Raw genomic sequence first — 25,014 nt, 5'->3', positions numbered from 1 at the left:
TCCACGACCACGGCGACCTCGACGACCTCAACGACCTCGGCAGTCGACTCGGTGACCTCCGGCTCGACCTCGGCAGTCGGCTCGACGACCTCGGCAACCTCGGCAACCTCGGCAACCTCGGCAACCTCGGCAACCTGCGCAGCCTCGGCCACGGACTCGGCCACGGACTCGGCCACGGACTCGGCCGGAGCCGCCTCGGGCTCGACGACCTCCAGCGCAACGGCCTCGGCCTCAACCGCAGGCACAACCTCGGCAACCGGCACCGCTTCGGTCTCGGGCTCCACGACCACGGCGACCTCGACGACCTCAACGACCTCGGCAGTCGACTCGGTGACCTCCGGCTCGACCTCGGCAGTCGGCTCGACGACCTCGGCAGCCTCGGCAACCTCGACGACCTCGACGACCTCGACGACCTGCGCAGCCTCGGCTACGGACTCGGCCGGAGCCGCCTCGGGCTCGACGACCTCCGGCGCAACGGCCTCGGCCTCGGCCTCGACCGCGGGCACAACCTCGGCCTCGGGCTCCTCGACCTCGGCGACCTCGACCTCCGGCTCGGCCTCGGCCTGCGCCGGGACGGCCGGAGCCACGTCCACCAGGTCGTCCGCCGCGGGCGAGGGCGCCGGGAGCGAGACGACGAGCGGCCGGGCCTCGACGGGCTCCTCGGCCGTGGGCTCGTCCGCTCCGGTCACCGCCTCGGCCACGACCTGCTCGGCCTCCGCCCCGGTCGAGCTGTCGGCCGCCACCGGCTCGGCCTCGGTCTCGACAGCCGCCTCTTCGACAACCGCCACTTCAACGGCCGCCTCTTCGACGACCGCCTCCTCGACGACAGTCTCCTCAACGAGCGCCTCGGCGGCGCCCGCCTCCTCGACCGGCTCCTCCGCGACCGGCTCCTCGGCGGCGATCTCCTCGACGGGTGTCGCCTCCGTCGCCGTCAGGCCGTCGCGCTGACCCCCGGCCAGGGCCTGGCGGGCGCCGTAGGCGGCCTCGGCAGCGCGGCGGTCGGCGCCGGCGGCGGCGAGCTCGGCGAGCAGGTCGGCGAGACCGGCCTCTTCGAGCGAGGTCCGCAGGGAGCGGATGGTGGGGAGGCGGTAGAGCGTGCCCTCGTCCGCCGCCAGACGCTCCACCAGGTCGATGAGCTCGGGGAACGGCTGTGCTTCCAGGTCGTGCTCGGGCAGCAGCCGGCCCAGGTCGCGCAGCGCGGTGCCGATCGCTTCGAAGGCCGCCGCGGTCCGCTCCGCCAGCGGGCCGTCGGCCGGCGGGACGGGCAGTGCGCCCGAGGGGGCGAGGACGGCCCAGGCCCGACGTTCGATGTTGGCCGAGGCGAGCGCCTCGTGCAGCTCCTCGGGGCGGACCTTGCGGCCGCCGGCGACCAGCGCGGCGGCCTGCTTGCGCAGCCCGCGCACGCGCAGGAACGACAGCTTGACGCCGTTCTCGCGACGCCAGGCGCGGTCGGCCGTGGCGGCGACGAGCGCGTCCAGGTCGGCGTCGTACGCGGCGCCGATCAGGGTCGCGGAGGTCTGCTGGACACGCTGGAGCGTCTCGGCGAACAGCGCCGCGACGGCGACGCTGCCGGGCACCTCGATCCTGGCGTCGGCGGCCAGGGCGGTGACGGCCTCCCAGGTCTGCTGGAGGTCGCTGCCACGGAGTTCGGCGAGGGCGGTGGAGGCGGCGCGGGCGTCCTCGGGGGTCGCGACGGTGTCGACGGCGGCGTACCACGCGTGGGTCCCGGCGGTGAGGGTGAAGGCACCGAGCTCGGCGTAGCGGCCGAGCTCGTCCCGGAGGCCGGTCTCCACCGTGGCCGCCTGGCCGCGGTTCTGATCCGGGTCCGTGGCGTCCTTGGCGTCTGCGGCGGCCTTGGCGTCTGCGGCGTCGGCGTTGCGCGAGTGAAGCACTGTCATGTGAGGTCCGGTTCTGGGCGACTGCGGCGGGGCGGGCGGCGAGGGGGCGGCGGACCGGGTGCGCACGGAGGCCCCGGCGGGAGGGGCTGGGGGCGCGCGTTCGGGCCGCCGGTTGTGGAGGCCAAGAATACGGGTGCCCGTTCGAGCCTTGCACGCACCCACCGTCCGACGGGCCGGTGTGGCGTGCCACACCGCCCGCCCGGCCGCTACTCGGGAGGGCCGGGCGGGTGGTGCGGTGCGGGGCCGGGCGGGTGGCCGGACCGCCGTCGCAGACCGTCCAGGGGTACCGAACGGCTCCGGCGGCCGAGCGGCGGCCGGTGACCGGAACGAGTGAGGGTGTCAAGGCTGACCGGCGCGAGGTACTCGTGCAGCGCGGTCCGGTGCCACCACGCGCCGGTGGACCGCAGTTCGTGCCAGTCGGTGAAGCGGTAGCGGTGGAGCGTCGCCCGGACGTGGGTCGGCGGGGCGTCCGGGAACGGATTGTGACGCAGGAGCCGCAGCGTGGCCGGGTCGTTCGTCAGCAATCGGGCGACGAACGGCAGGAACCAGGGCCGGGCGTACGCGGGCGAGATGGCGGCGAACCACATCAGCCAGTCCAGCCGCAGATGGTAGGGGGCGTACTGGCGCGGCAGGCGGCGCACGTCGCCGGGCTTGCCCTTGAAGCCGTACTCGCGCCAGACCGTCCGCCCGGTGACGGTGGCCTCGTCGGTGCCCTCGACCACCACCTCCAGGCGGATCCGGTTGACGCTGCCGAAGGCGCCGTAGGTGTTGACCAGATGAAGCCGGTTGAAGGATCGGTTCATCACCTGTTCACGGGAGACCATGTTCCGGACCGGCCAGTAGCTGAGCACCGCGACGGCGACGGTCAGCGCGATCACGAGGCCCTCGAACCAGCCGGGGGTACCGCCGTAGGAGCGAGTCCGGAAGGACAGCCCGAAGCGGGCGGGGTCCACGGCGGCGAGGGCGAGGGTGATGGTGAGCCAGTTCAGCCAGGCGAAGTTGCCCGAGGCCACCAGCCAGAGCTGGGTCACCACGACGATCACGGCCGCGTAGCCGGCGACCGGCTGCGGGAGGAGCAGGCCGACCGGTACCAGGAGCTGGGTGACGTGGTTGGCGGCGACCTCGGCCCGGTGCAGCGGCCCGGGCAGGTGGTGGAAGAACCAGCTGAGCGGTCCCGGCATCGGCTGGGTCTCGTGGTGGTAGCGCAGACAGGTCAGGTCGCGCCAGCAGCTGTCGCCGCGCAGTTTGATCAGCCCGGCACCGAACTCGACCCGGAACGCCAGCCAGCGCAGCAGCCAGAGCACCGGGAGCGGCGGGGCGACGTTCTGGTTGCCCAGGAAGACGGCGAGGAAGCCGGCCTCCAGCAGCAGGGACTCCCAGCCGAAGGAGTACCAGGTCTGGCCGACGTTGACGATCGACAGGTAGAGCAGCCAGAGCACCGCCCACAGCAGCATCGACGCCCAGAGCGGGACGGCGTCGCCCAGTCCGGCGACCAGGCCCGCCGAGAGCACGGCGCCCGTACCGGCGACGGCGGCGAAGAAGCGGTCGCTGTAGTGGAGGTGGAAGAGGCTCGGCGCGCGGCGGAACGGTACCCGGGCGGTGAAGGCGGGCACCGGAAGCATGCCCTCGGCGCCGATCAGGGCTCGGAACTGCGCGGCGGCGGCCACGAATCCGGTCAGGTAGACGGCGGCCAGCAGCCGTTGCACGAGGACCCGGCTCGGCCCGTACTCGGGTGCGGCGAACCAGTCGGCGAACCACTCCATGCGGCCCATGCCTACCATCGGTGGCCGTGCCGCGGGCGCCCGTCCGGGGGACGGGGCGTCCGGTTCACCCGCGCGGCGGCCGGGCGGCTCGCAACGAGCGGCGGCAGCGCGGCGGCGGACGGCGGTGCTGCGGTGCGGCGGTGCGGCGGTGCGGCGGCGGACGGCGGGGGCCGACTACGGCGGCGGGCTCCCCGCGACGCGCTTCGGCGGGGCTGTGGCCGCGACTACGGCGGCGGGCTCCCGGCGGTCACCGTGGTGGGGCGCCTCTCCTCGGGGGTGAGAGGCGCCCCGGCACGGTGGCGGGGCCGGTGGGTACGGGGTCCGTCCTGGACGTGGCGCCGGTCCGGGACGTGGCGCCGGTCGTGGTCGGGCCGGCGGCGGTAACCGGTCCGGCGGCTGCGACGGCGGCGGTCGTGTCGGCGGCACCGGTGGTGGTGGTGCCGGCGGCGTAAGTCGTGGTCGTGGTCGTGGCGGGGGACGTGGCAGGGGCGGTGTTCATCGCGGTGGGGGACGGGTGGGGTGGCGTCCGGGGTCAGCCCGGGAGGACCAGCCCGGTCTCCCCGCCGCCGATGCCCGGCCGACCGGTGGCGCCACCACCGCTCTGCTGGAGCCGGTCGACCAGCAGCGCGGCCAGCGTGCCCAGCTCCTCCTCGGTGCGGGACTGTGCGGTGACGTCCATGCCGACCACGAGCACGCCGTTCACCTGGCCGGTCCGCGCGGCCCGCTGCGGGGTGCAGGTGAAGCTGAAGATCTGGTGGATCCGCTGGGCGTCCGGCCGGGTGGACTGGAAACGGACGTCGTTCAGGACGGCGGTCCGACCGGTGTGGTACGCCTCGGCCACCGTCTGCTCCAGCCCCGCGGCAGCCAGCTGCGGGTAGGCCTGCCCGATCGAGCCGTGGGCCACCGGCGCACCGAAGGCCTCGGCGTGCCCGGGGTTGACGTAGCGGAGCTCCTGCTCGGGCCCGCGGGTCAGCATGATGGGGAAAGGCGAACCGTCGAAGGCGGCGAACATCTCCTGCTGCTGGGCGATCAGGTTGTCGCGCAGCCGGATCTCGGAGAGCAGCGCCTCGGCGAGGTGCTGGATGTCGCGCAGCCGCTCGCGCCCCCACTGGCGGGGTTCACGGTCGAGGACGCAGACGGTGCCGATGACGGTGTCGGTGTCGTCGACCAGCGGGGCGCCGAGGTAGGCGCGCACCCCCAGCTCGTCGACGACCGGGTTCCCGGCGAACCGGGGGTAGGCGAGGACGTCGTCGAGCGCCAGCGGGGAGCGCTGGGCGACCACGTGCGGGCAGAAACCGTGGCTCAGCGGCATCTCCCGGCTCGGGAGGTCGAAGACGATCCCCCGGTCGGCCCAGGAGCAGCCGGTGTCGCCCGGGGCGGCGGAGTTTGGCGGAATGAAGAGCCCCCGGAACATCTGCCGCTCGTCGTTGATGAAGTTGACCATGGCGATGGGGGCGCGGGTGAGGCTGGCGGCCAGGTGGGCGAAGCGGTCGAAGGCCTCGTCCACGGTGGGTTCGTTGAGACCCAGGATGCGCAGCCGGCGGGTCCGCTCGGACTCGCCGGCGGCACCCGGGAACTGGCCTTGAGTGCTCATCACATCAGTCATGGCGCACATGTAATCAGACCATCGGCGCGATGGACGCTCTCGGCCCACCCGACTCACACGACTGACGGGCGGTCAAACCCGCACGTGGACGACCCTCCAGCGGGGCCGAAAAGCGGGAATGATCATTCCCCCGCCGCGGCGGCTTTCAATCCTCCTCCGACTTCGGGCGATCCGTTTCGCGCCATTCCAAGATCGACTATGGAGAGGGCCGGATCGCCATACGACAATGAGCCCTGCCGAAAACAGGGACGGGTTTCCGCCAGGATCCCGCCCCGCACATCCGCGCGTACCGGCTGCACCAGGGCAACCGGCCGCCACCTCATCACCCCCACCCTTGGGCGGCCGGAGCGGTTCGGCTGCACGGACGGAGGCACCACCACCCCGGAATCGAGAGGACCCAGCATGGCGATGGACTACTTCACCGACGAACGGCACGAGAGCCTCCGCGCGGAGGTACGTGAGTTCGCGGAGAAGGAGGTGCGCCCGCAGGTGGCCAGAATGGAGGCCGACCGGACGGTCGAGGTCGAACTCTCCCGCGAGATCGCCCAGCGCGGCTGGATCGGCGCGACCATTCCGCGGACCTTCGGCGGGCTCGGTCTCGGCCACCTCGCCAAGACGGTCATCGTCGAGGAGCTGGCCCGGGTCAGCGGCGCGATGGGCGCGATGGCGCAGGCCTCGCAGCTCGGCGTCGCCAAGGTGATCCACTTCGGCTCCGACACCCAGCGCCGCTACTGGCTGCCGCGGTTCGCCTCCGGTGAGGTGCTGCCGACGATCGCCGTCACCGAACCCGAATCGGGCGGCCACGTGCTCGGCATGACCGGCACCGCGCGGCGCGAGGGGGACGAGTACGTCCTCAACGGCCGCAAGTGGTTCGTCGGCAACTCCCACATCGGCGACGTGCACGGCGTGGTGCTCCGCACCGGCGAGGGCAGCCGGGGCCTCTCCGCCTTCCTGGTGGAGAGCGACCGCCCGGGCTTTCGCACCGGCAGCCCCGGCTCGCAGAGCGGCCTGCACGGCTTCAGCTTCGGCGAGATCGTCTTCGAGGACTGCCGCGTCCCCGCCGCCAACCGGCTGGGCGAGGAGAGCCAGGGCCTGGACATCGCCTACTCCTCCTCGACCCTGTACGGACGGCTGAACCTGGCCGCCGTCGCACTCGGCATCCACCGGGCGATCGTGGAGGACACCGTGCGGTTCGCCGAGGGGCGGGTGCTCTACGGGAAGCCGCTCTCCCAGCTGCCGAACATAGCGCTCAAGCTGGGCGAGATGCAGTCCCGCCTGATGACCGCCAAGCTGGCCGCCTACCACGCCTCGCACCAGCTGGACCACGGCCGGCCCTGCGACGCCGAGTTGATGAACGCCAAGCTGATCAACACCGAGTACGTGCTGGACTCGGCGCGGAACGCGATGGAGATCCACGCCGCCCGGGGCCTGCAGGCCGAGTTCCACATCGAGCGCTACCTGCGGGACGCCACCCACATCTACCCGCCCGCCGGCACCTCCGACGTCCAGCGGCTGCGGCTCGGCCAGGTGGCCTCGGGCACGTACGGCAAGCAGTGGTCGGCGGAGCTGTCCGACCTCACGAGCTGGGCCTGGACCGAACTGGCCCAGCGGGAGGCCCGACTGGAGGCCGAGGCCGCCCGCCCGGCCGGCGCCGCCCTGCTGCACATGCCGCTCGCCGGCTGAAGCCCCCACCCCCCACGGAGGCATCCGCGCCACCCGGAACCGGCCCACGCCCGGCTTCCGGCCCACCTCGGACTTCCCGTACTTGACCTGTTCCTGACGGCTTTCCGGAGACCTCCCCTCAGGCTCCCGGGAAGTCGTCGACGACCAGAGCCACCATGCTGACCTGCGGAGATCCGCCGAAAAGCGGCCGATCGACCGATGTAAAGACGCGTCACCATCTGCTTACATATCGTCAGTTGATGTTGCGACAGGGCCTCCCGGGGCTGATAGCGTGCCCGAAGTCGGCGGCCGTGCTGCACCCGCTCGGACGGTGGTACCACGCCACCTCGTCCGGCCCCCTCCGGGCCCGCCGGCCGTGGCGGCTCCGAGACCCCGGCCGGACCGCACACGGGCAGACCCGCCGTTGGCCCTGCACCAAGGAATCAGATGCCAGGCATATCGGCCCCGCGCCCGGGCCACCGCGCCGGCCGGTCCGGCTCGCTCCGCCGCTCTCTCCTCTCCCTCGTGCTGGTCCCCTGCCTCGGCCTCGCCGCCACCTGGGGCTACGCCCTCTCCCTGCTGCGCGGCACCGGCCACCGGACCGCCCTGGCGGTCGTCAGCGCGGCCGTCGCCGTCGTGCTGCTCTGGAGCCTGACCCGCGGCATCCGGCTGGCCCGGTCGGTGTCCGCCCGGCTGCGCGACCTGCGGGCCGACACCCTCTCGATCGCCCGGCACGAGATCCCCCAGGTGGTCGGCCGGCTCCGGGCCGGCGAATCCGTCCCGCCACCGCCCGCCTGGATCCCCGCCCGGCGCCTCGGCGACGAACTCCACCAGACCGCCGAGGGGCTCTCCGCCGTCCGCACCGCCGCGCTCACCGCCATCGTGCACCAGGCCCAGGGGCGGGAGGGCACCAAGAAGGTCTTCCTCAACATCGCCCGCCGCACCCAGATCCTGCTCCACCGCCAGATCAGCATGCTGGACGCGCTGGAGCGCGAGCACGAGGACCCCGGGCTGCTGCGCGAGCTGTTCGCGGTCGACCACCTCGCCACCCGGATGCGGCGCAACGCCGAGAACCTGGTCATCCTCGGCGGCGCGCTGCCCGCCCGGCGCTGGCGCAACGCCGTCCCGGTCGTCAACGTGCTGCGCAGCGCCGTCTCGGAGACGGAGAACTACTCCCGGGTGGTCGTGCAGGGCATCCCGCGCGTCGCGCTCGGCGGCCAGGCCGTCGCCGACGTCATCCATCTGATCGCCGAGCTGATCGAGAACGGCACCACCTTCTCCCCGCCCTACACCAAGGTGCAGGTCTCCGCGCAGGAAGTCCCCCGGGGGCTGGCCGTCGAGGTCGAGGACCGCGGTCTCGGGATGTGCCGGGACGAGTACGAGCAGCTCAACGCCTACCTGGCCGACCCGCCCGAGCTGGACGTCTCCGCGCTCGGGGACGACCTGCGGCTCGGCCTCTTCGTGGTGGCCAGGCTGGCCTCCCGGCACCACATCCAGGTCACCCTGCGGTCCTCCCCCTTCGGGGGGACGCGGGCCGTGGTGCTGCTGCCGTCGGCGCTGCTGGAGCGGATGGAACAGACCCCGTCCGTGGCCGGCCTGCCGCCCGGCGCCCGGGTGACCCGGCCGCCGGTGGTGGCGCAGGCCGACCGGAGCGGGGACGGCGGGAACGGGGACGACGGGAATGGGGACGGCGGGAACGGGGACGGTGGGTCGGGCGAGGAGCCGGCGGCCCCGGAGGAGCTGACCGCGGGCGCGCCCCCGGCTCCCCCGGCGGCCGGCTCGCCGATCCCCGGGCTGCCCGACGCGGTGGTCGTCCCCCGGGCCTCGTCGTGGCAGCCGTCGGCGCCGCAGGTCTCACCGACGCGGGCTTCGTCGCCCTGGCAGGACGACAACCCGTTCGGCGCGGCCTCGGGCGGGGGTGCGGACGCCGGTGTTCCGGAGGGCGCTCCTCCGGAGGGTGTCCGCCCGAACGACGCGCCTTCGGACGGCGCCCCTTCCGACCGCGCCCCTTCGGACGGCGGCGCGGTAGCCGGGGAGGCGTCCGCCGGACCGCGGGACGCGAACCCTCGCGACGCCCTGTGGGACGGCGTGGTGGAGAGCCACCCGGCCGACCCCGCCACGCGTACGCACGAGGGCGTCCAGGAGGTCCCGTCGGACCACGGACTCGAAGGGCACCCCCGCGTCCCACCCGTCCTCCCCCGGCGGGTCCGCAAGACCGGCCCCGCGCAACAGAGGCCGGACGAGGTGTGACCCGCCCCGGCCACCGCTCCAGCGGCGGCCGGGGCGGGTTCTCGGCCGCGCGCCGGTGCCGGTGCCGGTGTCAGTACCGGCTTCGGCGCCGACGTCGGCCGTACCGGTCGGGGTCAGACGGCGGCCGGGACGGTGGCCGCGGCCGGGGTGAGCTTGAGTTCCTCCAGGGCCCGCACCAACGGGGCCAGCTCCGGCGCGTCGGTGGCCTTGGCGAGCGTCGCCTCCAGGGTGGCGTCGTGCACCGGCCGGGCGGCTTCGAGCAGTTGGCGGCCCTGTGGGGTCAGCTCGGTGTAGATGCCGCGCCGATCGTCCACGCAGAGGAAACGGCTGAGCAGGCCGCGGTCCTCCAGGCGGGTCACCAGGCGCGTGGTCGCGCTGCTGCTCAGGGCCGCGGCCCGGGCCAGCTGCTGCATCCGCATGTGCCAGCCGTCCTGCCGCGAGAGCGCGTCCAGCACCGTGTACTCGACCACCGAGAGCTGGTGCTCGTTCTGGAGCGCCTTCTCCAGCGCGGCATCGATGAGGCCGTGCAGAGCGGCGAGCGTACGCCAGCCGCAGGCGCGGATCTCGGCAGCATCGTCGTGGATACCCATAGCTCGCCCTTCGCTTTCCCTGTTCCGGTCCGGACCCCGGCCCGAGCTCGTGCACGAACCCGGGCTCGAACCCGGACCGGACCCGTGGCCCGGTCGACCCACCGGCCGGTCACTTGCCCGGACCCAGTCGACGGTAGTACGGCCGGTCGAACGTCTTCCCGCCCCCCAGTATGCCATTCGACGCGCTTTACCTGCCTGTGCAAATACTTTCTTATGACCCGGCCTTGACCGGATCCTGCCCTTGCCAGCCACCCGCGCAGAGCGCCGAGGCCAACTCCTCGCCGTAGCAGGCCGCCGCCAGCCAGGCGGAGGTGAACGCGGCATGGTCGTCCGCCACCACCCTGCCGAACACGTCGCGGGGCTGGTCCACCGCCGCCGCGCGGAGCGCGTCGAGCAGGGCCGCCCCCGTGGCCAGACCGGCCGCGCGCAGCGCCGACCGGCCGGTGTCCGCCGCCCCGGCGCCGAGCGCGAGCCCCTGCCGCCCGCCGGTCACCGCCTGCTCCACCCGGCGCGCCAGCAGATGGACCGGAGCCGCGGGCCCGACCGGTCCGGCCGCACTGCTCGGGGCCTCGACGGGGGCGGAGGTGCTGGACGCGGCGCCGAGGGTGAGATCGGCGGTCTGCAACCGCTCCAGGCCCAGATTGACCCGCGCCGCCCGATCGGCGGGCAGCGCGAGGGCCGGCTCCCCCGGCTCGGGTCCGGCCGGTGGCGTACCCACCGCGAGCAGCCGCAGCTCCGGGTGCTCGGCCCGCTCCAGCCGGCCGATCACCCGCAGCCGCAGGCCCGGCGCGGTGGCGAGCAGCGCCAGATTGCCCCGGAACGCCAGCCCGGGGTGGTCGTGCGCCGCGCGCAGCGCGACCACCAGCCCGCCGCAGTCGGCCAGCAGCTCGGGCACGCCGCCCGACCCGTACGGGGCGGCGCCGAGCAGCGTGACGTCCAGGAACAGCAGATCGCTCCCGGCCGGCCGGCCCTCGTACGGCAGCGCCGCCGCTGCCAGGGCACGCTCCACCTGGACGGTCGGGGGCTCCGTCCAGAGCCCGGCGACCGGGTCCGCCGTCCACGCCACTCCCCCGGCCCGCACCGCTCGAACCGAACTGCCCGCGCCGAGCCGACCGTTGGCGGACCGCGTCGCCCCCTGGACGGCCAGCCCCGCCCGGCTGAACTCGCGGTGACTGAGCAGGGCGTCACCCAACCGGACCGCCCGGTTCCCCGCACCGACCGCCTGCGGGGCGGCCGTCGTCGGGTCGGCGTGCGGCATCACCTCGGCGACGGTGCTCAGCACGCCGGTGGCATCCACCGCCCAGGTGAGCACGCCCGCATGGGTGGCGGTCAGGACCGGTTCGGCGAACAGCCCGTACAACCGCAGCCCGCCCGCCTCCCGGTAGACCTGACGGGCGGTGCCGCGCAGGGCGGCGAGATCGCCGTGCCCCGTACCCGGGGCCGCGGTTCGCGCCGAGGTCAGGGCCGTGGCCACGGTCGGGGGCAGGGTCGGGGACAAGGCCGTGGTCAGGATCGTGGTCAGGTCGAGCAGCTCGCGCAGGCCCGCGACCAGGAGCGCGAGCCGGTGGTCCGGCTCGCCCGAGCGGGCGGCCCGGAGCCGGCTCACCACCGCGACCGCTGCCGCGGCCGGCCGGTGGAACCCGTTCAGCCGCGCCCGGTGGGCCGCCCGCAGCAGCTCCGCCTGGAGCACGGCGCCGGCTCCGCCCACCCCGGCCGCCAGCACGGCCACGGAGGCGCGGTGCAGGTGGTGGACGGCGGCCTGCTCGGCCGCCGTGAGCGAACCGCCGGAGGCGTCGTCGGGAGCGGCATCGGGAGCGGTGCGGGGGCCGCCGGGCGTGCCGCCGACCGGGTCCGGTCCGGTAGTCGACCCCGGGACCGGTTCGGTGTCCGGCTTCGGGCCCGACTCCGAGGCCGGTTCCGGTTCGGTGTCCGGGCCCGGTTCGGTGTCCGGGCCCGGTTCGGTGTCCGCGTCGGCGATCCGGCAGACCGTGACCGCCGCCGCCCGGTGCACGCAGGCCGGCGCCAGCAGGCAGCCACAGCGGACATCGGCCTGCCCCCGGACCACCCCGCCCGGCGCGTGCAGGACGAGGGAGGTCTCCTCGTCCACCTCGATCCGCCACTCGTCGCCGTCCCGGCGCACCGGGCGCTCCGCCAGCTTGGCGGCCGCGCCGTCCAGCCGCTTCTGCAGGCGGGCCGACAGCCCCGCCACCACTTCGGCGACCACCTCCGGCCGGACGGCCGGCCAGGCCCCGCCGGACGACACGCTCCGCTGCTCTGTCATCGGACCTTCTCCCCCACCCAGCGGGCCAGTTCGAGCGGGCTCAGCGCCGCCACCGGCATTCCGGCCGCGACCAGCTGGCTCGCGACCGCCTTCGAGTAACGCGCCGTCCCGGTGTCGTCGAGCGCGGCGCAGCCGAGCACGTGACAGCCGGAGTCGACCAGCGCGCGGGTCTGCGTCAGCAGCCCGCCGATCGGTCCGCCCTCCTCGAAGTCGCTGATCACCGCGACCAGCGTCCGGGACGGCACGGTCACCAGCTCGCGTGCGTACTTCAGCCCGCTGGCGATGTGGGTGCCGCCGCCGATCCGGACCTCCAGGAGCAGGCCGAGCGGGTCCTCCACCCGCTCGGTCAGGTCGACGACCTCGGTGGAGAAGGCGACGAAGTGGGTGCTCAGCGAGGGCACCCCGGCCAGGATCGAGGCGGTCAGCGCCGCCCAGACCGTGGACGCCTCCATCGACCCGGACACGTCCACCACCAGGATCAGCCGCCAGTCGGCCGCCAGTCGGGCCCTGGTCCGGAAGACCGGCCGTTCCGGGACGATCACCGTGCCCGCCTCCGGATCCCCCGGCCGGGCCGGGCGCGCGGTGGCGAGGTTCGCCCGGATCGTCCGGTGGAGGTCGAGCCCGCCGCCGGGCCGGCGGCTCGGCCGCGGCACGCTGATCCCGGTGAGCGCCGGTCGGAGCCTGGTCGCCAGCTCCCGGGTGAGCTCGGACACCAGGCGCCGCACCAGTGGACGCAGCCCGGCGATCCGCGCCTCCGGCAGGCCACCGGCGTGCTCCAGCACGGTCCGGAGCAGGTCGACGGAGGGGCGGACGGCACCCGGGTCGATCGCGTCCAGCGCGTCGGCCCGGCCCTGCCCCACGGCGGCGGCGAGCACCTCTTCGCGGATGCCCGGCCCGAACAGCGCGGTCAGCTCCTCGGACCACTCGCGCACGCCCGGGTACGGGGCCTCACGGCCGCCCCGGTTGCCGCCCGCCCCGCCCCGACCGTCCAGCCCGGGCCCGGACCCCTCCCCGTGCCCGGTGCCGTACAGCTCGTCGAGCGCGGTCGCTAGCCTGGCCGCACGCCCCGCGAGGCCTCCGCCCCCCGGCCGCCCGAGCAACAACCGCCACCGCTCGGCCGGCGCGAGCCCCTGCCCGGCGGACGCGGGAGCGGGGACGTGCGCAGCGGGCCCCGGAGCCGGCCCGACATCCGTTCCCGGGCCGTGGAAGGGCTGGACGGCCTGCCCGGGGGCGCCGTGTCCGCCGTCGGTGGGCACGGCGCGTTGAGCCGTCCGGCCGGGATGGTCGGCCGCCGCGAGCCGCCCGGGCGTCGGCTCGACCGCCGGGCCACCGGCCGTCGCGGGAACATCGCCGGCGGACCCGCCGACGAGCTCGTCCGCCGGCCGGTCGGAGCGCCCGGGTGCGGCCAGCGGTCCGGCAGTCGGCTCGGCCATCGGGGCGGTGGGTCGCTCCGGGAGCAGCCCGCGTCGTTCCAGGGCGGCCCGGGCGGCGAGGTCCGCGCGGGCCCAGGCGGCGAGCAGCGCCGGCGGAACGGCGTCCGGCAGGGCCTGCAGACGGCTGCCCAGCCGCTCCTCGACCAGTGTCAGCAACCGGTCCCGCGCGGCCGGGGCGAGGGTGTCGAAGCCGCCGCGCAGTGCGGGCAGCCGGTCCAGGAACGCCGTGTCGGACAGGGCGGTGACCCGCTCCAGCACCGGTTCGAGCGCCTCGGGCGCGGTGGAGAAGAGCCCCTCCGCCGCCGTCAGCAGACCGACCAGCGATCGGCCGAGGGCATGACGAGTCCCGGTGTCGGTGGCTCCGTCGACCCAGGAGGCCGCGCGGCCGCCGAACCCGCTCGGGCCGTCCTGCCCGAGCAGGACCCGCACGGCCCCGGCCGCTCCCCGGACCAGCGGGCTCCCGCCGTCGGCGAGTTCGGTCAGCGTGTGGGCGAGCCGCACGCCGCCGGACAGGTCGGCCCGGCGGGCCAGCTCCACCAGGGCCCGGGCATCGGCGGGGTCGTCGGACCCGCCCAGCCCCTCCAGTTGGCGCACCGCCGCGTCGGTCAGCAGCTCCGCGGCCGAAGCGAGCGCGACGGCCCGGCCGCCGGGCTCGATCAGCCCGGCCCGCTCCCCGGGCGGCGCGGCCGGCTCCGTCCGGTCCGCGGTCGCCGGTGCGGAGGAGTCCCGCCGTGCCTCGGGGGCGAGGCCCGGGATGTGACCGGCGGCGAGGCGGTCCAGCAGGGCCAGTGCGTCCAGGAGTTCGGGGAGAGTCCCGCTCTGCGGGAGGACGGCGGTGAGCTGGGCGAGGCGGGTGTCGGCGAGCGCCGGCAGTCCGCAGGCGGCGGCGTCGGCGAGGCCCTGGACCACCTCGCGGGCGGTCGGGCCGTCGGCCTGCTGCTCGCGGCGCAGCCGCTCCCGCAGCGCGCCCTCGGCCGCCTGGGCCGGGGTGACGCCACGGGTGCCGGCGACCGTCAGCATCGCGGCGACGGTCGGGCTCCACTGCACGCGCCAACGGGCGCCGAGGGTCTCGGTGCCGCCCGCGCCCACCCCGGCCACCGGTTCGCCGTAGGGGACGCCGCAGGCGGTGAGGCGGTGCAGGAGCAGGTCGCGGCGGCGGTCGAGGGCCGAGCGCAGCGGGTCCAGCCGGAGTTCCCGGGGGGCGGTCTCGGCGGAGTCGCCCGGCCCGGGGAGGCCGAGTTCGGTGAGGGCCGCTTCGACGGCGGGTGCCAGGCCGCTGCGCGGGGCGCCGGGCGCGGCCCGGCCGGTCCGGGTGCCGACCAGGACGCGCTCCAGCGCGCGGGCGACGGCCCGGCCGCGGCCGAGCGGCTCCCCCTGGGCGAGGACGGTCTGCACGGCTTCGACCAGTTCGCCCCGGCCGGGGGCGGCCAGCCCGCGCAGCCGGGCGAGGTCCCCGGCGAGCCGGACGATCTCGCGGGCGTCGGCCGGACCCGACGGGTGGTCCTGGGTGCGCAGGGCCTGGCAGATGCGCACCGCGGTGCCGGTCAGGGCGTCGGCGAGCCGCTCCGGATCGCCGCCCGCGTCGAGCACCGTGTGCTGCCACTCGGGGTCTCGGATGCCTGCCGGATACCCGGACCGGGCATCGAGCAGGGGGTAGGTGTAGGGGATCAGCGAGACGACGTGGTCGCCGTTCTCCGCGTGGGCGCCGTTCTCCGCGTGGGCGCCGTCGGGGTCGGGCCCGGCGGCCGCCGCGTCGTCGAGCAGCGCAGGCGCGTGGAACGCCCCGATGACGGCCCCGACGTGGTCGCCGTTCTCCGCGTGGCCGCCGTCGGGGTCGGGCCCGGCGGCCGCCGCGTCGTCGAGCAGCGCGGGCGCGTGGAACGCCCCGATGACGGCGGCGACCCGGCGCCCGTCGGCCCCGGCGGCCCGGATCCGCGCACGCATCCAGGCCTCGCGTCGCAGGTCGTACGGGTCGACCCCGGCGCCGTCCGCCGCGTCGCTGCGCATCGCCCAGCCGACCAGCAGCGCGGCGCGGCGGACGGCCTCCGGAGTGGACCCGGGGGCGGCGGTCTCGACCAGGCGGTCCCAGAGGTCATCGTCGTCGTCCCGCCCGGTGAGCCGGTGCCGCAGCGCGGCGGCGACGCCGGTGCGGCCGTCGTGCACGGTGTCCCCGCTCGCCCGGCGGGCCTCGGCCCGCCGGGCGAGCGGCAGGTCGCAGGTGAGGGCCGGGACGCCGTTGCGACGGGCCCACCGCAGCGCGGCGAGCTCCGGGGAGAAGTCCGCGAACGGGTAGAAGGCGAGCCCTGCGGGCCCCTCGCCCGGACCGTCCCCGGAGCCGTCCGGGGCGGCCGCGAGGGCGACCGGCGCCCGGGTGGACTCGTCGGCCAGCCAGTCCAGCCAGGGCTGGAACTCGGTGGGCAGCTCGACCAGGACCACCTCGGGCCGGGCCGAGTCGAGCAGCGCGGGCACCACCGCGCTGAGCGAGGGGGCGTGGTGCCGCACCCCGATCAGGAACGGCCCCGGGCGGCCCGCTCCCGAGGCGGCCAATCGCGCCGCCTCCGCCTCGACCACCCCGCGCGGGTCGTCGTGGTCCCCGGGCGAGCCGGGGCCGCGAAGGCCCGCTCCTCCGGCTCCGGAGAGTCCGGTCACCGCGCTGCTCGTCGTCATCGCCTCACGCCTCCAGGGCCGAACGCAGGTCCCAGAGCATCCGCCAGGTGGCCGCGCCCTGTTCGGCACGGCGCCGGACCGGGCCGTCCCAGTAGCCGAGCAGCCGGGCGGCGTCGGCCGGGTCGTCCTTGCGGACGACGCCGATCAGCTGCCCCGGCAGCCGGCCGAGGAGGTCTCCGCCGTCGGGCAGGTAGGCGGCGCAGACGCCCAGCGCGGTGGCCACCGAGACGGCCTCGGCGGTGCTCATCACGGTGGACGGGCGCTCGACGTCCCAGCCCTCGGTGGAGCGGCCGGTGCGCAAGTCCCGGAAGGCGGTGACGAGTGCCTCCAGCACGGCGTCGTCCACCGCGTACGCGGCACCGGCCCGGGCGACCGCGGCGGTGGACTGCCGGCGGACCAGCTCGACCTCCGCCGCGAGGCTGCCGATCGGGCCGACCGTCTCGAAGTTGAACCGCCGCTTGAGGGCGGCGGACATCTCGCTGACGCCCTTGTCCCGAAGGTTCGCGGTGGCGATCAGGGTGAAGCCGGCCGCGGCGTGCAGCTGGCCGTCCGGGCTGCCCGCCAACTCGGGTACCGCGATGCGCCGTTCGGAGAGCAGCGAGACCAGGGCGTCCTGCACCTCGGGCAGGCAGCGGGTGACCTCCTCGACCCGGGCGACGGCTCCGGTGGTCATCGCGGTGAGCACCGGCGAGGGCACCAGGGCGTCCCGGCTGGGGCCCTTGGCCAGCAGCAGGGCGTAGTTCCACCCGTACTTCAGCTGGTCCTCGGTGGTACCGGCGGTGCCCTGGACGGTGAGCGCGCTGGTGCCGCAGACCGCGGCGGCGAGCAGTTCGGAGAGCATCGACTTCGCGGTGCCCGGTTCGCCGACGAGCAGCAGACCGCGCTCCCCGGCGAGGGTGACCACGCAGCGCTCGACCAGCGCCCGCTCGCCGACGAACTTCTGCTCGACGGCCAGGCTCTTCCGCCCGGCCTTGAGCTTCTCGCCGCCGCTGCCCATCACGAAGGTGACCACGGCGCGCGGGGTGAGCCGCCAGCCGGGCGGGCGCGGGCCGGTGTCGTGGGCCGCCAGGAACTCCAGTTCGGCGGCGTACCTCTCCTCGGGCGGGACGACCTGCCGAGCCGTCGGATCGGCGGACTGGTCCTTCGGGGCGGTGGTCATCGGCGGGCCTTCCTGCGCTTGCCGGTACGGAGCTCTTCGTATCCGGGGACGTCCCCGTCGCCGATCCGCTGCCAGGCCCGGGCGAACAGCTCCGGGACGGACAGCCGCGGCAGGACGGCGTGGTGGGTGGGCAGTTCGTACAGGCCGGCCTTCCAGGTCTCCGCCGGGAGGCCGGGGGCCTTGGCCTCCTGCCAGCCGCCGGGCAGGAAGAGGCCGCGGCCGGCCCGGGCCCGCTTGGCCTCCAGCACCAGGTCGGTGGCGGCGAGTTCGGCCCGGGCCCGCTTCAGCCGGGCGGGCTTCCAGCCCGTCCAGCGCGCGACGTTGCGGTCGGTCGGGTCGGGCAGCGCGAGCAGTTGGAGGTAGAGCGCGGCGGCGTCGGCGCCGAGGCCGTAGGCGGCGGCCACCTCGGCGACCAGCGGGCCGACGCTGAGCTGCGGGTTCTGCGCCCAGCGGGCCTCCTCCCCGGCACCGGTCGGCGCCGGGTCGGGCGCGAGCTCCGGCGGGGCCACCAGACGCTCCAGCTCGCCGTCCAGGATGGCCGCCAGGGCGGGGCACTGACTGGTGAACCAGTAGCCGTCGACGAGCCCGGCCAGCAGCTCCAGCACCGGATCGTCCCCGCCGGTGAGCCCGGCCGGGCGCAGCCAGACCTGCTCGTCCTCGGTGCGGCCGGGGGCGAGCACGAGGGCCTCCCCGCAGCGGACCAGACCGTCGGCGTCGGCTCCGCCCTCGGCCGGCAGCCCGAAGCGGGTGCGCAGCAGCGGCGACAGCTTCTCGCCCTTGGCGGTGCGGTGCAGGTCGTAGTTCAGCAGCAGCTCCGGGTCGGCCAGCCGGGCCCGCAGCGCGGCGGCGGCCTGCGGCAGCAGCGGGCGCAGCGGGCTGTCGGCGGGCAGGTGGTAGGCGAGCCAGCGCAGGGCGTCGACGGCCCCGCCCAGACCGGTGTCGCCGGGCAGGGCGTGCGGGTCGTCGGCGACCAGCTGGACCGGCCCGCCGTCCTGGGCGGCCCGCACCCGGTAGCCGGTGGTGCGGTTGAGCCAGGGCGTCCGGGTGGGGTTGAGGACCTCTTCGATGTGGTCGATCCCGGCACCGTTGACGGTGGCCTGGGCCTCCTCGGGCAGGGTGACGAGCCGTCCGAACCGCTCCGTCCACCGCTCGGCTCCGGCCGCGGTGTCGGGGCCGTCCGTCCAGAGCGCCTTCGGGTCGGCGGGCAGGAGCGCCGTCCAGACGGCGCGGAGGCCGGCCCGGTCGCGACCGCGCAGCCAGTCCCGGGCGGCCTTGGCCTCGGCCGACTTGAGGCCGTACTCCTTGAGCCGGTCGGCGGGAAGCACGGTGCCGTACCACCCGAACAGGGTGTTGGTGGGGCTGAGCAGCAGGGCGGCCCGGGTGGCGCCGATGCCGGTCGCCGCACCGAAGGCGGCGGCCTGCCCGGCCTCCCGGACGAACCCGCCGTGCAGGGCGAGCAGGGCGGTGAACCGCGCCGTCCAGTCGGCGGTGACGACCTCCTCGGTGTTGCGCTCCCCGGCGGTGCCGAAGTGGGCGACCGGCCCGAAGCCGCCGCTCGGGTCGTGGTCGACGGCGAGCCAGTTCACCCGGTCCTCGCGGTGGTGGCGGCAGCCGAGGACGACGACCGTCCGCTCCCCGTGCCGGAACACCTGGCCGGCCCGGGACGGGTGCTTGCGGCTGGTGCCGTCCGGGTCGACGAAGTCGGCGAGCGGCTCGGTCAGCACGACCTCGCGCAGGGTGGCGCCGCGGTCGGCGAGCAGGCCGCGGGTGAGCTCGGTCAGCAGCAGGGCGAGCGCCGACCGCTCGGCCGCGCCGGTGAGCGGGGCGGCCGCGGCGTAGGCGAGGGTGCCGAGGTGGCCGAGGAGGCTCAGCCAGCCGTGGTGGTTGTCGTCCCCCTCCAGCTCGACCCGGAGCGGGGCGGACCAGCCCTCGGTACCGGGCGCCACGGCCGGTGGCCCGGTGAGGACGCCGAGGACGGTGCGCAGGTTGCCGAGCACCCGCCAGTGGTCCCCGTGCTCCCAGGAGCGGCCGAAGCCCGAGGTGTCGGGCAGCAGGATCTCCACCGCCTCGCGCAGGTCCTGGTCACGCCCGTGCTCGGGCCGGTAGGCGGCGCCCGCCCGGGCGGTGCCGGGCTTGGGACGGGCCTCGGCCTCGGGCTGCGGGACGAACCGGGCGGCGAGGTCGAGCAGTTCGGCGGCGGACCGGGCGAGGCCGGCGACGCCGGCCCGCAGCAGCGGGTGGCCGACGCCGGGCAGCACGGCGCCGACGGCCTCGACCGGCACGGACTGCCGGGCGGCCTTGCCCACCGCCAGCGGGCGCCGCACGCCCTGGACGGTGAGCCAGCGCTGCTCGGCCTCCGCGGGCGGTTCGGCGTCCGTCGGCCAGGCGGCGTCGATCAGCCGGGCGGCCTGCTCGTCGGTCAGACCGCGCAGGACCAGCGAGCCCGCCTCGTCGCGCGGCCGCAGGGCGTGCCAGTGGGCGAGCGGGGGGACGAACGCGGTACCGGCGGCCGCCAGACCGCCGGGCCGGCAGGTCTGCAGGTCGGTGCTGGTGTCGGCGCCGCTGCCGTCGGCGTCCGGCAGGGCGAGGCCGAGATCGCCGCCGCGCTCCTCGACGACCAACGGGTGGGCGTCACCGGGCAGGCCGAGCCGCCCGAGCGGGAACCGATCGGCTCGTCGGCCCTTTCCGGCCAGGGTGAGGGTGGTGCCGTCGGCGGTGCCGGTGGTGACCTTGGCCCCGTCGACCCGGACCCAGCTGCCGAGCACGACGCCGTCGGTGCCGAGCGGGGTGGCCTCCAGACCGGGCTGCATCGGCAGCAGCGACGTGCGGTCGAGGTCGAGCCGGCCGGCCGCCGCGGTGGCGGCGATCCTGGGCGGTTCGGCGGCGCGGCCCAGGGCGCCGGTGGCCGCGTCCAGTTCGGTGAGGACGTCACCGGACCGGCTCGGGCGGACCGTCCAGTGACCGGTGCCGTCGCCGATCACCCGCGCCTCGGCGGGCATCCGGGTGTCACCGACGTGCAGCGGGCGCTCGCCGGTGGTCCGGCCCCCGACGGACAGCGGGATCGACGGGATCTCCGGGTCGTCCTGGCCGCCGTAGTAGCGGACGATGGTCTCCCCGCCCAGTTCGAAGGTCTCGGTGGGGCGGCCGGACCAGTAGGCGTACTGCTTGTTCTCCCGGTACCAGGCGACCAGCAGCTCGCCGTCGACGAAGCGCAGCCGGGGCCGCTGCCAGCGCTCCAGCTTGTCGGGGATGCGCAGGGTGTGCTCCAGCAGGATGCCCTGCGGACCGACCACCACGACGCGGTTCCCGAGCTCCAGGACCAGCTGCGGCCAGGCCTCCTCGACGCAGAGGCCGTCGGGCAGTTCCCTGCCCTCGGGGCCGCCCGGTGCCTCGCCCGCCTCGATGCCGAGCCGGACGAGTGCCTCCTCCAGCGCGGGCCAGCCGAGCTCGTCGAGGATGCCGGTGCGCAGCGTGCGGGCGAGCAGTCCGGTGACGTCGAGGCCGGCGATCCGCTCGGCGGCGGCCGGGTTCTCGGTGCGGATCGCGCCGCGGCTGCTCCGCAGGTCCTTCAGCAGTTCGGCCGCGCTCGCCAGGCCGCGCGCGGCGAGGAGTTCGTCGGCCCGGGCGTCGGACCACTCGACGAACAGCTCGCGCAGCACCGGGAGGGCGGCCAGCTGCTTGTGCGCGGCGGCCGTCCAGCTGTTGGGCACGCCGGAGCGCAGCAGGGCGCGGAACCGCGGGTCGGCGGCCACCGCGGCGAGGGTGCGGCCGCCGGGCCCGGACTCGCGCACCCAGTCGCCGAGGCCGAGGCTCTGCCCGTCGGCCGGGTCGGCGACCGGGACGCCCTCGGCGAGCAGCAGGTCGAGCAGCTCGATCTGGTGGGGGCCGCGCCGCGTCCCGGTGAAGAGGTCGACCGGGATGCCGTCGGCTCGCAGCCGCCCGGTCATCCGGGCGGCCAGCGCGACGGTCTCGGCGTTGAGCCCGTTGGTGCGCCAGCCCCGGCCGATGTGGCCCACCCAGCGCTGCAGCCAGACGGCGGCGGCCGGGGTGGTCCCGGCCCGGCCCTCCGCGCCGCCGGCGGGCAGGCCGGTCAGCAGCTGCTCGGCGCCGCTCTCGGCGAGCACGGCGAGCCAGGAGGCGTCCTGGGCGCTCTGGTCGGAGACCCCGGCCGGGTCGGGCATGATCTCCAGCAGCCGGGCGCGGACGCCCTCGTCACGCCGGGCCAGCTCGATGACGGCGCCGTGCCAGGACTTCCAGAAGGCGCCGGGCGCGCGGTTGACGGCGGGGGAGGCGAGCAGCTCGGCGAGCAGGGCCTGCTCGTGCTCGGTGCGGTCGAGCCCGGCGGCCCGGATCAGGGCGCGGGCGTCCTCGGCGATCCCCGCGTAGGGGGCCATGCCGGCGGCCGAGCGCTCGGTGCAGAGCTGGCGGAAGCGCTGCCAGGCGGTCAGCGGGTCGAGCCGGCCGCTCAGCTCCTTCACGTACTGGCGCAGCGCCTTGACGGTGAGCGCGCCGGCCAGCGCGAACTCCAGGAAGACGGCGCGCAGCCGCTCCTCGTCCACGGCGAGGCTGTGGGTGCGCTCGGCCTCGCGGGCCTTGCCGAAGAAGGTGCCGGCGTAGGTCTGGTTGCCCTGTTCGACGAAGATCCTGCCGACCTCCTCGCAGTAGGTCGGCAGGAAGTGCGGCACCGCGCGGCCGAGGCGCACGGCTAGCTCGTCGAAGCCGTCCTTGGCGTGGCCGGGCTTGGACTTCGCCTGCCGGGCGAGCCGCTCCATCTCCTTGACCAGGGCGAGCGCGTGGTGGCCGTTCGCCGGGTCGTGGACCAGCGCCCAGGCGGGGAAGCCCAGCGCCTCCTGGCGGACCTGGCCGACCTCGGCCGGCTCCGCCGCCGGCTTCAGGCCGAGGAAGTCGACCGCCAGGTCCTCGGCGGGCCCGAGCGCGCCCGGGACGAGCCGGACGATCCGGCGCCCGTCGAGCGCCGGGTGGGCGTAGCTGCGGGCGGTGAGGACGTCGGCGGCACTGTCGGGCTGCCCGGCGCCGGGCAGCGTGCCCGCCGGGAGGACCGCTCCGGCATCCAGCAGGCGCTCGTGCAGTTCGGTGGTGCTCATGCGGGCTCCTCCCCTTCGATCGTGCGGCCGGCGTACAGCGCGGCGGCCATCCGCATGCCCTCGGACCAGGCGACCGGCCCGACCTCGGCCGCCGGCAGGATCGTGCCGTCCGGGCCGGCCCAGCTGAGCGCGCCGGTCTCGCACTCGTCGTACTCGTAGTAGTCCCCGACCCAGACGCGGGCCTCCAGCGCGCGGCCGCCCTCGACCACGGGCAGCACGGCGTAGCCGCCGCGCACCCGGTAGCCGAGCCGGGCGCAGCGGCCGAGCAGGTCGCGCAGGGCGTTGTAGCGGCCGCCGGCGTAGCTGGTGACCTCGGTACCGGACGCGGCCTCCGCCGGGTGGTGCCAGACCTCCCGGTACAGCTGCTGCACCTGCTGGGAGACCCCGAGCTCGACGGCGAACTCGCGCAGCTCGTCCAAGTCCTCCAGGAGGACGGGGTGGGGTATCAGGATCTCGCCGTCGGTGAGGCGCACGGTGTCCCCGTCGAGGTCGACGAGCCCGAGGCCGCGTTCGGCGTCGGCGCCGCGCAGGAACCCGGCGACCTCGCCGTCCGCGCCCGTCACCACCAGGTCGCGCAGGACCTCCTGCCAGGCCTCGTCCGGCCAGACCGCGACCAGGACCGCGGCGGGGACGGGCAGCGAGCGGACCATCCACCGCTCGACGTCCTCCAGGCAGCCGCGCCGGTGCGCGGCGAGCCACTCGGTGAGCTGCTTGAGCCCGGTGACCACCGGATCGTCGTTCAGCTTCGACGGAAGGGACTTCAACGGGCGGCCGGCCGCGTTGCGGCACACCACCCTGCCCTCCGCGTCGAGCGCGACTTGATAGCCGCCCGTCCCCGCTTCCACCCACGTCACGGCCGCTCTCCTCCCAGCTGCTGGTCTGCGATGGGAGGAACGTAACGGGACACACTGACAACGCGGCCGCCGGGGGGGCCGCTCCTGCGGGCCAGCCGCTTCAAACCCATCGAACGAGTGAACGATCAGCGGCGACGACGACGCGGCCACCACCCCGGCCGACGGCCCGAAGGGTCCCAACTCCCTTACAGCACAGGTGATCTGCGAGCTCACCACGCCGACCGGTCGGCGGACCGCGCATTCGATCCGGGCATGTCAGAAGCGGCCGGGACCGCGGGACCGGCCGCGCCGCTAGGAGACGGTCAGGCGCAGGATCCGGTCGTCGCCGGAGCGCGAGTCCCCGCGCCCGTCGGTGTTGTTGGTGACCAGCAACAGCGTGCCGTCCCGGTCCGCGACCACCGTGCGCAGCCGCCCGTAGGCGTCGTCGAGGAACGCCTCCGGAGCCCCCGCCGCGCGGTCACCGTCGAGCGGGACGCGCCAGAGCCGGGCGCCCCGCAGCGCGGCGATCCAGACGGCGCCGTCGGCGTAGGCGACACCGCTCGGGGACGCGTCGGCGGTATGCCACTGGGCCACCGGGTCGATGAAGTCGGGGCGGTTCCCGGTGCCCTCGACCACCGGCCAGCCGTAGTTGCCGCCGGCCTTGATCAGGTTCAGCTCGTCCCAGGTGTCCTGGCCGAACTCCGAGGCCCATAGCCGCCCTTGGGGATCCCAGGTGAGCCCCTGCACATTGCGGTGGCCGTAGGAGTACACGGGCGAGCCGGGGAAGGGGTTGCCGGGAGCGGGGGTGCCGTCCGGGGCGAGCCGCAGGATCTTGCCACCGAGCGAGCCCTTGTCCTGGGCGAGCCCGGTGTCGCTGCTGTCCCCGGTGCCCACGTAGAGCAGGCCGTCGGGGCCGAAGGCGATCCGCCCGCCGTTGTGCCGGGGCCCGTGCGGGATGCCCGTCAGGAGGACCTCGGGCGTGCCGAGTTGCTGCTTCGCCGGCCGCGTCGGGTCGTACGCCAGGCGCACGACGCGGTTGTCCGCGGCGGTGCCGAAGTAGGCGTACACCAGGTGGTCGGTGGCGTAGCCGGGCGACAGCGCGAGGCCCAGCAACCCGCCCTCGCCGCCGGAGACCACCCCGGGGACGGTCCCGGTCTCGGTGCGGGCGCCGTCCTTCGCCGCGACCCGGACGATCCGGCCGTCGTCCCGCTCGGACACCAGCAGATCCCCGTCGGGCAGCACCACCAGGCCCCACGGCGCCGCCAACTCCTCGGTGACCGTCGCCCGGACGGCCACCGACGGCGCGGCACCGGGCGTGGCCGGGGCGGACTCGGTGGCGGAGGCGGTGGGGGAGGCGACTGCCGAGGCGGCGGCCGAGGTCGGGGCGGCCGGCGTGGCCGCGGGCGCCGGCGCCGACGAACAGCCCGCGACGGCACCGGACCCCAGGAGCAGAGCCAGCACCCCGGCTCCGACACGACTGCGCACGAGCGTCTCCCCTCAGGAGGACGGTCCAGCAGGACCGGAACGGCTGCCGCGCGGGAGCGGAGGGCACGGCAGCCCTCAGCTCATCACAGCGACCCCGCGCTCCGCAGCCCGACACTCACGCCACCCGCCCCGACCGGGCCGAAGCCCCGGCGCACACCACCACCCCGGCCGGTTTCACCCGGACGTGCGGTTTCTCATGGTTCGCCCCCACCCCGGCGCACACCCGCCCTACCCTCGGAGCCCGAGCCGGTCGAGGACCAGGGGGCTTCGGCTCAAAGGCCT

General features: G+C 75.7%; 11 protein-coding genes and 1 pseudogene. 2 read left to right on the top strand and 10 right to left on the bottom strand.

The features are described 5' to 3' along the window. The 3 genes and pseudogenes from ACZ34W_RS14775 to ACZ34W_RS14765 form a co-directional block, all read right to left on the bottom strand. A pseudogene (locus ACZ34W_RS14775) lies at positions 1-1,898 on the bottom strand (hypothetical protein); the annotation flags it as partial. 206 nt (positions 1,899-2,104) lie between these two features. Continuing rightward, the gene (locus ACZ34W_RS14770) at positions 2,105-3,670 is read right to left on the bottom strand and encodes a lipase maturation factor family protein (RefSeq protein ID WP_465604076.1); all 1,566 of its coding nucleotides are present in this window, start codon (positions 3,668-3,670) and stop codon (positions 2,105-2,107) included. Between the two features lie 523 nt (positions 3,671-4,193). Then, the gene (locus tag ACZ34W_RS14765) at positions 4,194-5,267 is read right to left on the bottom strand and encodes a GAF domain-containing protein (protein ID WP_329490418.1); all 1,074 of its coding nucleotides are present in this window, start codon (positions 5,265-5,267) and stop codon (positions 4,194-4,196) included. Between the two features lie 408 nt (positions 5,268-5,675). Here ACZ34W_RS14765 and ACZ34W_RS14760 point away from each other — a divergent pair, with 408 nt between their 5' ends. After that, a complete protein-coding gene (locus ACZ34W_RS14760) occupies positions 5,676-6,950 on the top strand; it encodes an acyl-CoA dehydrogenase family protein (RefSeq protein WP_329492320.1) in 1,275 nt (424 codons plus the stop codon). A gap of 426 nt (positions 6,951-7,376) precedes the next feature. After that, complete coding sequence (locus ACZ34W_RS14755; RefSeq protein WP_465604073.1) at positions 7,377-9,179, top strand: sensor histidine kinase; 1,803 nt, start codon at positions 7,377-7,379, stop codon at positions 9,177-9,179. Positions 9,180-9,292: 113 nt separating this feature from the next. On the opposite strand, the gene ACZ34W_RS14750 is transcribed toward ACZ34W_RS14755, so the two are convergent. The 7 genes from ACZ34W_RS14750 to ACZ34W_RS14720 all read right to left on the bottom strand — a co-directional run bounded on the left by ACZ34W_RS14750 (position 9,293) and on the right by ACZ34W_RS14720 (position 24,732). Continuing rightward, positions 9,293-9,769 carry a MarR family winged helix-turn-helix transcriptional regulator gene (locus ACZ34W_RS14750; RefSeq protein WP_465604071.1) on the bottom strand — a complete coding sequence of 159 codons (477 nt, stop codon included), beginning with the start codon at positions 9,767-9,769 and terminating at the stop codon, positions 9,293-9,295. 211 nt (positions 9,770-9,980) lie between these two features. Beyond that, positions 9,981-12,050: a hypothetical protein gene (locus ACZ34W_RS14745; RefSeq protein ID WP_465604069.1), complete on the bottom strand. Its 2,070-nt coding sequence runs from the start codon at positions 12,048-12,050 to the stop codon at positions 9,981-9,983. Then, complete coding sequence (locus tag ACZ34W_RS14740; RefSeq protein ID WP_465604067.1) at positions 12,047-16,150, bottom strand: vWA domain-containing protein; 4,104 nt, start codon at positions 16,148-16,150, stop codon at positions 12,047-12,049. Before ACZ34W_RS14740 ends, ACZ34W_RS14745 begins: the two co-directional genes overlap by 4 nt. Positions 16,151-16,154: 4 nt before the next feature. Then, complete coding sequence (locus tag ACZ34W_RS14735) at positions 16,155-17,309, bottom strand: ATP-binding protein (protein ID WP_465604064.1); 1,155 nt, start codon at positions 17,307-17,309, stop codon at positions 16,155-16,157. Next, positions 17,306-22,414: a hypothetical protein gene (locus ACZ34W_RS14730; protein WP_465604062.1), complete on the bottom strand. Its 5,109-nt coding sequence runs from the start codon at positions 22,412-22,414 to the stop codon at positions 17,306-17,308. The genes ACZ34W_RS14735 and ACZ34W_RS14730 overlap by 4 nt, the downstream gene beginning before the upstream one ends. Continuing rightward, entirely contained in the window at positions 22,411-23,268 is an 858-nt protein-coding gene (locus ACZ34W_RS14725; protein WP_465604060.1) for a DUF4132 domain-containing protein, read from the bottom strand. Before ACZ34W_RS14725 ends, ACZ34W_RS14730 begins: the two co-directional genes overlap by 4 nt. Before the next feature lie 291 nt (positions 23,269-23,559). Next, complete coding sequence (locus ACZ34W_RS14720) at positions 23,560-24,732, bottom strand: PQQ-dependent sugar dehydrogenase (protein WP_465604058.1); 1,173 nt, start codon at positions 24,730-24,732, stop codon at positions 23,560-23,562. Between the last annotated feature and the right edge of the window lie 282 nt (positions 24,733-25,014).

The organism is Kitasatospora sp. NPDC022856 (genome assembly GCF_055561235.1).
This window is presented reverse-complemented; position numbering and strand designations above follow the sequence as displayed.